Below are 12,329 nucleotides of genomic sequence, written 5' to 3' on the forward strand. Positions count from 1 at the left end.
CGGTCATCGGTGGCAACGGTGTTGATGCTCAGGGTTGGCGCGGTCTTGTCGTAACTGATCGACTTGGTGGCCTGGGTGGCGTTATTACCCGCCTGATCAGCCACATCCGCCGTGATCGATACGGTACCTTCACTCAGGCCCTGCACTTCGCTGCTGCTGAGCGTCACGCTCCAACTGCCGCTGCTGGCGGTCGTTGTTTTGCTGACTCCGCCAACATCGACGCTGATGGTCTGGCCATCTTCGGCGTTGGTGCTGCCGCCAATGGTCAGGCTGCTATCATCTTCGCTGGCGTTAATCCGGTCATCGGTGGCAACGGTGTTGATGCTCAGGGTTGGCGCGGTATTGTCGACGTTATAGCTGGTTTCATTGCTACCTGATGGCGTAGTGTTCGTCAGGTTATTTCCAGACGGATCCTGAATACCATGACCGCTGGCGAATGCCAGAGCAACGGTGCCGTCGAGATCGGCGAGATCACCACCGCTCAGCGTGATATCCCACGCATTAGAACCAGCCGACGTTACGTTGGTAATGGTCGCGGTGGTACCGCTAACAGTGAACTCACTGGCAGATAGGTTGTTGATCGTTTCGGAGAAGGTTACCCGATAGGTCAAACTGTCGGCATTGGTCTGCTCTGAGGTCGGTGTCTGGCGTTCGATACTAACAACCGTAGGTACCTTGGTATCACCGCTGAAGTCCAGATCATTGCTGGCAAGGTTGTCTTCACTGGCAGCGCTGGTAAAGGTGTTGGCAGCAATAGAGATCTGGCCGCTCAGGCTCTGGGTATCAGCATCCGGTGTATAGGTTGCGGTATAGAGACTGTCATCACCACCATCTACTTGCAGATTGGTGAGGACACCGCCGCTGACAGTAATATCGTCGGCAGTGAAGCCAACCGGTGCTTCGCTGAAGTTAAAACTAACTGTAGCCGTCTCACCTGCCAACAGGGAGCTGGTATTGGCGGATATCGTTACGGTCGGGTTAACAACAACAGAGATCGTGGTTGCTGCAGTATCTGAAGTACCGCTGTCACCATCGGTCAGAACCAGATTCAGCACCCTGTCACCCGCCGTATCGCTGTCAGTATCAAACGTCAGGTTCTGTACCAGGGTCGCAACACGGGTCGCAGTTGCCTGGTCATTCAGGCTAACAATCAGGTTATCACTACCGCTGCCAGTACCATTGCTGGCGATGGTACCAATCACCTGTCCATCTACGGTAATTGAGCTGCCCACATCGGTATTGCTGGACAGAGTCACGCCGGAACCGGCACGGATGCTGATCAGATCACCTGTCAGGCGACCCGATGCGAAGGAAACGGTCAGCGCCCCACCATCAAAATCGCTGGAATCAATATCGCTGATCGCAGCCGCTGTGCCCTGATCAATCAGGACAGCGGATAGCGCAGATGCAACCGTCTGATTATCGGCTGCTCCCAGATAAGCGATAACCGGTTTATCGTTAATTGCATTGACGGTGACATTCCAGGTCACGCCGCTGGCAGAAACATGCGAAGAGGCATCGTCCGCCGTGGTATCGAAGGTATGGCGTGTTTCGCTGGTGCCATCCCACTCGGTATAGGACTGGTTGACACCCTGGCTGTTATCTACCGCATAAACGGTCAGGCCACCGGGTGTGCCGCTGAAATCAGCCACTGGCACAAAACGCAGATAGGTGTACTGAGACTCCAGCAACAAGGCTGCGCTGGCTGATACGGACCCAATATCATGCCAGTAATCCCCGTACTCGTCGTTGGAGTACTGCCACTTACCTTCAGTGGTTGGATTAGAAGCATCAGTGACTATGGCTATCCCCGCCTTGTTATCGCTATCCGCATCGGAAAAACCGCTAGCCACAAGCAGGTCATCGACGGAATCACCCAGGTTGGGCCCTTCATTACCATTAAAGACGTCCTCGAAATCCTTACTGACGATATCTTCATCAATCGCGGTCAGGCTGGCATCCGAGGACACTGTCGGCGCATCGTTGACCGCAACCGTATCAACCACCACCTGTACTGCACTGACGGACTCGGCTCCGGCGTTATCTTTCGCAACTACGGTAAAAGCACTTAAGCCAGTGTTGGGGGTATCTGGATCAAGATCAACACCATTGGCATTACTGGCCGGAGTCCAAAACGCCTTATTGCTGGCATCGATAGTATCGTTACTGCCCGCCGCCCAGGCAGCGGCTGTACCGGCCGTAGCTCCAATCTTAAGAGTGCCGGTAGAAACCGCTTGAACCACAAAGCCAGTTACAAAGCCATCGCCATCCGCTTCGTTCCCTGCTGAGGCCAGGTCAGAGAAACTGATCTCTTTCTCGGTATCTTCAGTGCCGCCGGTGATGTTGCTGATAGAGGTCAGGGTAGGAAGATCATTAACTGCTGCGGTTGATACAACCACCTGCACCGCACTGGCCGACTCGCCAGCGACATCATCTTGCGCAACAACAGTAAAGGCGTTGAGGTTACCGTTCGTATTGCTCGCTGGCGTCCAGAAAGCTTTATTGCTGGCATCGATAGTATCGTTGCTACCCGCCGCCCAGGCAGTGGCCGTGCCGGCCGTGGCACCAATCTTGAGTGTGCCGGTAGAAACCGTTTGCACCACAAAGCCAGTAACAGAGCCATCGCCATCCGCTTCGTTCCCTGCTGAGGTCAGGTCAGAGAAGCTGATCTCTTTCTCGGTATCTTCAGTGCCGCCGGTGATATTGCTAATGGAGGTCAGGGTAGGAAGATCATTAACTGCTGCGGTTGAAACAACCACCTGCACCGCGCTGGCCGATTCCGCATTGGAGTCATCCTCAGCAACGACGGTAAAGGCATTCAGGCTACCGTTGGCATCTGCTGCGGGGGTCCAGAAAGCTTTATTGGTGGAGTTGATCGTATCGTTACTACCCGCCACCCAGGCCGTTGCAGTACCAACAGATGCACCAATTTTCAGAGTACCGGTAGACACGGCTTTCACCACAAAACCGTTCACCAAGCCATCGCTATCCGCTTCGTTACCTGCTGTCGTCAGGTCGGAGAAACTGATCTCTTTTTCTGTATCTTCGGTGCCACCAGTGATACTGCTGATGGAGGTTAGGATCGGCGCATCATTAACCGCAGCCGTCTCAACCACCACCTGTACTGCACTGGCCGACTCAGCACCGACATTATCCTCCGCGACAACTGTAAAGGCATTGAGGTTGCCATTGGCATTACTGGCCGGAGTCCAGAACGCTTTATTACTGGCGTCGATGGTATCGTTACTACCCGCCGCCCAGGCTGTAGCCGTACCTGCCGTAGCACCAATTTTAAGGGTACCGGTAGAAACTGCTTTCACCACAAAGCCAGTAACCGAACCATCGCTGTCCGCTTCGTTACCTGCTGCGGTCAAGTCAGAGAAGCTGATCTCTTTCTCGGTATCTTCGGTGCCGCCGGTAATATTACTGATAATAGTCAGTGTTGGGTTAGCATTTGAAACCGCCAGCTCGTCATAGACAAAGTTATCGACCGCGAGGTAGTTCATCGATCCGCTAAGGACGAACTCAACGGTATCGATGTCCGTTGTAAGGAAACCTGTACCGGTCAGATCGATACGCTGCCAGGCTCCACCTTCAGCAGCCGGACTCTGGCCAAAAGCGAAAGTGGTAACATTTGCTGAAACCACCTGCTGGCCATTGAGTTTACCTATGACGGTAATTGTCTCACCAGCATCCATGACATTTCCGCCCTTGTCAGAGGATGGCCAGACATCAAACATCACGGCCTTGAAGGCGTACCCACTTGGCGCACTAATACCGCCAATATTTCCTGTCCGGATCTCACCGAAGCCAGAATCCATATAGGCATCGGAGTTACCGTTAGCGCCAATCTGATTGGAGCCATAATTATCTACTTTCTGGCCAATCATATTGCCGGTGAGGGTAAAAGTCTGACTGGAGGCGGTAAAGCTCGTGCCATTGTTAGCAATCGCCTCATAGTCATAGGAGTCGCCGGTACCCACATCGGAGATATTTACAGTGACCGTTGCATCGGTCGTGTTGTTACTGGCTCCACCGTCATCAGTCCGAACCGTCAGGGTATAAGCGGTTGTACCATCTTCATAATCCAAGTCACCGCTATCGTTAACAGTGACGGCGCCGGTAGAGCTATCGATAGCAAATGCCAGATTGCCGTCTTTATCACTATCAGTATTGCCAGAGGTAATGCTGTAAGTGAGTCCTGTATCGGTAGCGCCACCATCGCCATCGTTGGCATTTACATCAATAACACTGGTGCCGTTAGCACTGTTTTCGGCAACGGCGACATTTTCTGCGCCGTCAGAGAGATCTCCCGAAAATACAGGCGCTGTATTAACCGCGACTGGGGAAACACTTATATTGTCAATCTCAGGCATAGCCGGAGCATTAAAGGAGAATCGAACCTCATCGACATTATCAAAAGATGCGCCAAAAGTTAGTACGCCGTAGACCCCACCAGCCGTCGTTGCTGTCATAGTGTAGCTAATGCTACCGGCACTATCAGATGTGTTCAGGTCTACAGACTCGGCCGATACCACCAACGAGTTGTCTCGATATCCTGAAATCGAGACAATTGTTCCAGCCTCAGTGCTACCGTTCCCGAAGTCGAATGAGTTTAGATCGAAATCCGTACCATCAGCAGATTTCATATAATATTCGATCTGAGCAAGACTGCCTCCTTGGTTGTATAGAATACTCCGATCAGAAGCATCCCCGTCGTTATTCAGGTTTTGACCTTGCTCTGTAAATGTAGGGTTTGCAATATTGATTGCGCTATCTGCCCCAAGTGTCCAACCACTAAGCGTATAGGTAGTCACCCCTATTTCATATTTGAGGTTAGTGTTATCGAAATTTTCGCTGTCGATAGCCAACACACCCTTGAAGCTATTACCCACTATCAGGGAAGACAAAGGGCTACCATCAATTTGTCCTAGCATCTGCTCCAGTATCCAATCTCCATTTTTCAACGTCGATCCGGTTTTGTTGTCCGAAGCAGCCACATCGGCATCTGTCAGTTGTGCTATACGAGCAATAAAGTCAATCCCAGCATCACTTTCGGCCACATCACAGCCATAGATCAGCAGATCACCATCATCCGTCAGTGCCGATCCGATATCCGCCAGGGCCACGGAGTGGCTCTCGATGTTTTCATCAGAGAGTACCGCTTCACCCAGACTGATCTGTCCATCATCGCCATGGGATAAAAGATGAATCGCATCATAGCCTTCGTTCTGCTGTGCCCAGCGCTGCAGCTGGCTGATACCATCAGATTCGCCATTCAGCAGGTAGATCTCGACACCCGGGCGTATACCCTCGACCAGCGATTGGTAGTCGTCCACGCTGGTATCGATAAACGCAACTTCCTTTCTGCCGTTATTCGCTGCAGGATCGGCGGCCTGAACCTGAACAGGTGCGAGTGCGTCCGGCTGGCTTGTGGACTCAGTGACGTCACTGTCATAGGCCACATCAGTCAGTGCTTCCGCACCGGTTGCAACTGCGGCGCCATCAAGCAGAATACGCGGCTCCAGCGCAGTAATAAGAGGCTTACGTTTAAACTGGACGGCGTTTTTAGCGGTTTTTGGATACTTAGGCATAGCTAATTTCCCTGCTACCATGCGACAAGACACCGACTTAAAGCGGCTAACCTTGCAGACACGGATCTGACTTATTCTGTTTCTGAAGGCGCGTCAAAAAAGGCGGTCGCGCTCATTCCGGGTATCAAACTATCACTACTGGCAAAACGGGCTCTGAGAGTCAGAGTCTGACTCACCGGATCGATAGCCGGGTTTATGGCCACAACGCTGGCTTTAAGCTCTCCCCCGGTTTCATCGATCTTCATTCGCAGGTTCATACCTGCACGAAGCCATTTCATCCAGACCGCAGGCACTACCAGCTCAGCCTCAAGGCGCTTATCGGCAACGATCTCGATAAGCTCTTGTTGCTGACGGATATTTTCATGACGATTAACAAGTAAGCTAACGACCCGACCACTGTAAGGAGCACGAATACTGCACCGTTTAGTGTTAAGGCGGGCAATTTTCAGCTCCGCACGGGTCTGTTCAAATTCTGATTGGGCCAGGGCTACATCAAGTGCACCGATAGAGGCAAGTTCATTCAACTGCTGGGCATTTTTCAGCTTGATCTCCGCCACTTTATTTTCAGCTCCGACCTTTTCAGCCTGGGCCTCATAAAGATCACAATTCAAGCCGACAAGCAGGTCTCCTTTTCGGAATCGTTCGCCCGCACGCTTAGGTAGCGCAATGACTTTAGCCGCAAGTTCGCCGGAGAGGATCGCCCGGTCCAGCGATTTAACGACAGCCCTCGCCTCCAACGCTGCTGTTGCCTGTGCAGAAAAAAGCAGCGCCAGAGAAAGCCCAATCAGAGGTTTCATTTATTAAATCGCCTCGGTCAGATCAACGGACTATCGGAAGACTGATTTGCTTCAGCAGACTTCGTTAGCGATGGGTTCTCAATATCGGCCTCAGCACTAACTGGGGTAGCCGCTTTCACCTGCTCCAGCTCACCACGCTTCCAACGATCAAAGCGCTGTTCGATCGCACTGGTCAGGTTGGTCAATCCAGCTTCTTTATAGTCGTCCGGCAGCAGATCCATACCCATGGTCACGAATACGCGGCCATAGCTATTTTGCAGATTGGCGTAGGCCACATCACGACGAAGCTCCGCCAACAGGGTGTTGAGTGACTCGCGGATCAGATCCAGTTCAGAGCCTCGCTGGGTCTGAGCGCTGTTGCGGGTATGCGCGTTAATCCGGTTAGCAACATCAAAATACTGATCTGCCAGCTCGAAGGATTTACGCGCCTGCTCGAAGCGAATGTTTGACAGGTGCACCTGGGTCAGTACCGCCATTGACGCGGCCAGTCTCTGTTCCTCAGCCAGGGCTTCCCGGGTCTTAGCCAGATCTCGCTCAGCCCCTACTTTGAACACATCAAACAAGTTCCAGCTGATTCGGGCACCTACACTGGTCCAGTCCTGGTTCAACAAGAAGTCGCTATTGTCGCGATAAGCGCCGGCTTCCAGCGTAATGCCAGGCAACATGCTCAACATCGCGGCGCGGGTATCAGCGGCCGATATACGTTTCTGGTAGTAGGTCTCGACCAGTTCAGGACGCTGGCTTAATGCCTGCTCTTCCATCTCTTGCAGCGAGATGGATAATTCCGGCACGGTAAAATCGGGCTGGCTGACATCGGCAAGTTCGAACTCACTGCCTGGCTTCATGCCCATCAGGGCCGCCAGCTCAGTTTTTGCGTTAATCAGATCCTGCCGTAATGACTGCAGAGAACGCTGTACATCAAGTAGCTCGCGCTGATAAAAAAGGGCCTCAAGCGGCGAACGCAGGCGTAACTGCTCTACCCTGCGGGAGTTATCCAGCGCCCTGGATGCATCACCGATCAAAGGTGAAATTTTCTGCAGCAGGCGTTCCGCCGATACCGCACGCCAGTACGCGGCACGGACCTCCTGGGTAATGTTGTGACCGACTTTGCGCTCACGCTCTTTAGCGATCAGGTAACGATCCGCCTGCTGATGGGCACGTACGTAGGAAAGGCCAAAATCGAGGATATTCCAGCTGAATGCAACGCTGCCGTTGGAACGCTCTTTATCCTGGGAGACTGAGTAGGTCGGATTTGGTCCTAAGGCGTTGGGCTGCCCGTCGGTGAAGGTCACGCTGGCAGAGGCAGCAAAGTTATTGCGCTTGGCGTAACCCGCTGAAGCGGTCAGGTCTGGCAACATCTCGTAGCGCACCAGATCGACCTGCCCCTGGGCTAGCGCAGATTCCAGTGCCTTTAGTTTCTTTTCGCGGTTGAATTTGACCGCGCGGGCGATCGCCTCATTCAGAGAAACGGGGGCATCGGCTACAGCTTGTTCGCGATCCAGCCGATCCAGATCCGATTTGACGGTACTCAGTACGTTATCTGGTGAAACTACCTGAGGAGAAACAGAGCAGCCACTGATCGCAGCAGCCAGCGTTGTAGCCAGTATTGTTTTTCTGAACATCATTCCATTCTCAGTCAACTAGGATTGAAGCCTTATCACTACGGACAGGACCTCTCCATTGCTGAGTGGCGTTCCATGCCCAGAGTAGCTCATTTGGTAGCTGCAATCTGGTAGCGTTTAGTATCCCTTGGCTTAGCCAGCGCTAAATCAGCCCAGATTGCAAAAACCATAAAGATTATAGTTGAAAGATAGCAGGAGACAAACATGAATGGAACGAATATTAAAGTAAACCGTTTATGAATTTAAAACAATTCAATAACCTGATCCCTTACAGGCTTTTCGGCAACATTCTTCGACAATAAAAAGCTAACGAGGTGAATCAAAATTGTAAGCTTCTGCGCTCCAGCATCCCGAAACACAGCCGTTCAATCCATAACCTATTGATTAGCCGATTACATACTGGAAACAAAACCTGCCACAACTACCAGGTAAGTCGAACCCAAAGCCAAGCTAGCACAACCCACGCAGCTAAAGACAGCTGCACAGACACGCCTGAAGCCCATACTAATCAGAGGCAGCATTCAAACAAACCAATACCAGAAAAGTGCTGATACTATATTAACAGCACCACCAACCGCTGAAAGCAGGCATAAAAAAACCGCCTCAACAGAGACGGCTTTAACATTCAAACCAGAGATCCATCAGATCTCAGTAACACCACCCATATAAGGCACCAGCGCCTCAGGGATGCGAATCTTACCGTCGGCAGTCTGGTAATTTTCCATCACTGCCAACAGAGTACGCCCCACGGCCAGACCAGATCCGTTCAGAGTATGCGCCAGTTCTGGTTTACCAGTCTCAGGGTTACGCCAGCGAGCCTGCATACGACGCGCCTGGAAGTCGCCCATATTGGATACAGAGGAGATTTCACGGTACTTGTCCTGGCCTGGCAGCCAAACTTCGATATCGTAGGTCTTCTGCGCGCTGAAGCCCAGGTCACCACCGCAAAGCACGACAACACGATACGGCAGCTCAAGCTTCTGCAGGATCGCTTCGGCATTAGCCGTCATATCTTCCAGCGCGCCCCAGGACTTGGACGGTTCAACAATCTGAACCATCTCAACCTTTTCAAACTGGTGCTGGCGGATCAGACCGCGGGTATCCTTACCGGAAGAACCCGCTTCGGAGCGGAAGCAAGGCGTATGGCTGGCAAATTTCAGCGGCATCTGCGCTGCATCGATGATTTCATCACGCACCATGTTGGTAACAGGTACTTCAGCCGTTGGAATCAGGTAGTAGTGGCGTTCACCAAAAGGTACTTTAAACAGGTCTTCCTCAAACTTCGGCAACTGACCGGTGCCACGCAGGGAGTCAGAGTTGACCATATATGGCACGTAGATCTCTTCGTAGCCATGCTCGTTGGTCTGTACATCCAGCATAAACTGAATCAGCGCACGATGCAGGCGCGCCAGCCTGCCACGCATCACCGCAAAGCGGGAACCGGTCAGCTTGGCTGCGTTTTCGAAGTCCAGCTCGCCGCTGCCTTCACCCAGATCAATATGATCCTTAGGTTCAAAGTCGAAGCTGCGTGGAGTACCCCACTGACGCACTTCAACATTGTCTTCCTCATCAGCACCTTCCGGCACGCTGTCGTGAGGGATATTGGGTACACCTGCCAGCAGATCTTCCAGACGCTCCTGAAGCGCATTTAATTCCGCTTTGGCAGCATCCAGCTTACTACCCAGCTCAGCGACTTCAGCCAGCAACGGCTGGATATCTTCCCCGGACGCCTTCGCTTTACCGATGCTTTTCGATCGGGTGTTACGCTCATTCTGCAGCCTTTCGGTCTGAACCTGGAGTTCCTTACGCTGGTTTTCCAGCTCTACGAACTGCTCTACAGGGAATTCATAGCCCTTTTTCTTAAGCAGCTGTGCAACCTCTTCCGGGTTGGTTCGTACGTATTTAGGGTCAAGCATGACGTTTTAATGCACCTTAATCAGAACAAGCGTGTAATCCATAAGCCCGCAGACAGCGCGGCTATACATAACAAGACGCTTAATAATATATAAATCATTGCGGACATTACATGCCCTTCCTGCAGCATTGCCACAGTTTCCAGAGAAAAGGTGGAAAAAGTGGTAAAGGCGCCCATAAACCCAACCATTAGCAGCGGCCGGAATTCAGGATCAAGCTTTGATTTCTCGAGGATCAGCACAAAGCAGACACCCATCAGGAAGCTACCAACGGCATTACAGGCCAGGGTACCCATTGGCAGCTTATGAGTTGCGTTGTTGAGCAATCCACTCACCCAGTATCGCCCCAGCGCCCCCAACGCTCCGCCGATGGCGATGAATACAATATGCAGCACCGCTTTCCCCTCAAAGATCCCCGTATCGTTTCTGACCACTGCGGGCATCAAGGCCCTTCAGGTAGTTCAGCTTTTCACCTATTTTCTTTTCCAGCCCCCGATCTTCCGGCTGATACCAGTTACGATCAGCCAGCTCTTCCGGCAGATACGATTCTCCGGCAGCATAGGCGCCTGGTTCGTTATGGGCATAGCGATATTCATCACCATAGCCCATTTCCTGCATCAGCTTGGTGGGTGCGTTTCGCAGATGCACCGGCACCTCATAGCTGGGCTGCGCGGCCACATCTGCCTTGCACTGATTGAATGCCATATAGAGCGCATTACTCTTCGGTGCGCAGGCACAATAGACGGCCGCCTGAGCAATTGCGCGCTCCCCCTCTGCTGGCCCGACACGATCAAACGCATCCCAGGCATTGAGTGCCACCTGCATTGCGCGCGGGTCAGCATTACCGATATCTTCAGAGGCAATCGCTACCAGGCGCCGGGCAACATAGAGCGGATCACAGCCACCATCGAGCATCCGACAATACCAATAGAGCGCGCCATCCGGCGACGAGCCCCGTACTGACTTATGAAACGCCGAGATCATGTCATAGAACAGATCACCCTGCTTATCGTAACGCCGACCAGTGGACCGCAGTACTTCATCAAAAACGGCATCGTCGACGATCTCAACATCACCTTGCGGCTGCGCCAGATCAGACGCAATCTCCAGCAGATTCAGCGAGCGCCGCGCATCGCCATCCGCCGCCTGAGCAATCTTAGCCAGCATATCATCGGCAATCTGCAGAGATCGCCCACCCAGGCCTCTTTCAACATCATGCAAAGCCCTATTCAGCAGCTGCCGGATCTCGCTGGCTTCCAGACTGCGCAACAGGTAGACCCGCGCCCGCGACAGCAGTGCGTTATTTAGTTCAAAGGAAGGGTTTTCGGTGGTCGCCCCGACAAAAATCAGCGTGCCATCTTCGATATAGGGAAGAAAAGCATCCTGCTGCGACTTATTGAAGCGATGCACCTCATCCACAAACAGGATGGTCTTGCGGCCGCTCTGGGCCTTAATCTGCTTTGCCTGCTCAACCGCGGCGCGAATCTCCTTCACGCCTGAGAGGACCGCAGAGATGGTCAGAAACTGGGCATCAACATGGTGAGCAATCAGCTTTGCCAGGGTAGTCTTGCCCACCCCCGGCGGCCCCCAGAAAATCATGGAGTGCGCCGCCCCCTGCTCCAGGGCCGTACGCAGGGGCTTACCGGGCGCAAGAACATGACTCTGCCCGCAATATTCAGAAAGGTCTTGAGGCCTCATACGGGCCGCCAGCGGCTCGTATGCATTTGCCTGGTCGCTAAACAGGTCTTCCATTACACACCTGGGTCGACGATCAGATCTGCCCCCTCCGGCAGCTCAAATCTAAACATATCTTCAGAGAAGTCCGGATTCACCTGCTGATCATTAAACAGAATCGTGGTCCGTTGGCCTAGCGAATCTTCCAGCATCAGCTCGCTTAAAACCCCTTCAGCAAAAGCCAGCCGGATACGCTGAAAGCTGTCCTGATCACTCTTCGGCGTAAGCTCGTAAAGCTTCATCTGAGGCGTTTCACCTGCCAAAGCAACGATACTGTAGCGTTCCTGCAGCTGATCAATTCTGCCATTAAGGATCATTGCCGGTGCATTAGAGGTACTGTCATCCAATGCCCGCCGGGTTACCTGTTCCAGATCCGGATCATGGATCCAGACAAACTCGCCATCGCTGACAATTTCCTGAGGAAAAGGCTCAGAGGCCTGCCAGCGAAACAGGTTAGGCTTAGCGACAGCCAGGGTACCGGTGCTGGTCTCATTGCGAGATCGCCCCTGCCCGCTATAGGTCACCTGCTGAAAAGTAGCGCTAAAGCGGGAATAACCGCCCATCAGGCTTTTAAGTTCAGTTGCAGCATCGGCCGCATATCCGGTGACGGTAGTAAATGATGCCGAAACCAGAAGAACGGTGGTTGTCAGAATACGACTTAATTTCATC

7 protein-coding genes are annotated in these 12,329 nt (G+C 52.7%); all 7 read right to left on the minus strand.

What is annotated here, in order from left to right:
- On the minus strand, positions 1–5,594 hold a 5,594-nt coding region (locus Q354_RS28510; RefSeq protein ID WP_036231402.1), incomplete at its 3' end, for a DUF4347 domain-containing protein.
- Positions 5,595–5,665: 71 nt separating this feature from the next.
- The gene (locus Q354_RS0123765; protein ID WP_027859802.1) at positions 5,666–6,391 is read right to left on the minus strand and encodes an efflux RND transporter periplasmic adaptor subunit; all 726 of its coding nucleotides are present in this window, start codon (positions 6,389–6,391) and stop codon (positions 5,666–5,668) included.
- 17 nt (positions 6,392–6,408) lie between these two features.
- Positions 6,409–8,016 (minus strand): TolC family protein, encoded by a 1,608-nt coding sequence (locus tag Q354_RS27060; RefSeq protein ID WP_211252317.1) that lies wholly within the window; start codon positions 8,014–8,016, stop codon positions 6,409–6,411.
- A 638-nt stretch (positions 8,017–8,654) separates the two neighbouring features.
- Positions 8,655–9,929 carry a serine--tRNA ligase gene (gene serS, locus Q354_RS0123775; protein ID WP_027859803.1) on the minus strand — a complete coding sequence of 425 codons (1,275 nt, stop codon included), beginning with the start codon at positions 9,927–9,929 and terminating at the stop codon, positions 8,655–8,657.
- 20 nt (positions 9,930–9,949) lie between these two features.
- Positions 9,950–10,321: a fluoride efflux transporter CrcB gene (crcB, locus tag Q354_RS0123780; protein ID WP_027859804.1), complete on the minus strand. Its 372-nt coding sequence runs from the start codon at positions 10,319–10,321 to the stop codon at positions 9,950–9,952.
- A gap of 10 nt (positions 10,322–10,331) precedes the next feature.
- Entirely contained in the window at positions 10,332–11,678 is a 1,347-nt protein-coding gene (locus Q354_RS0123785) for a replication-associated recombination protein A (RefSeq protein ID WP_027859805.1), read from the minus strand.
- On the minus strand, positions 11,678–12,328 hold the full coding sequence (gene lolA, locus Q354_RS0123790) for an outer membrane lipoprotein chaperone LolA (RefSeq protein ID WP_027859806.1): 651 nt from the start codon (positions 12,326–12,328) through the stop codon (positions 11,678–11,680). Before lolA ends, Q354_RS0123785 begins: the two co-directional genes overlap by 1 nt.
- Between the last annotated feature and the right edge of the window lies 1 nt (position 12,329).

The organism is Marinobacterium jannaschii DSM 6295 (assembly GCF_000620085.1).
In the GTDB taxonomy this organism is placed as follows: domain Bacteria; phylum Pseudomonadota; class Gammaproteobacteria; order Pseudomonadales; family Balneatricaceae; genus Pontibacterium; species Pontibacterium jannaschii.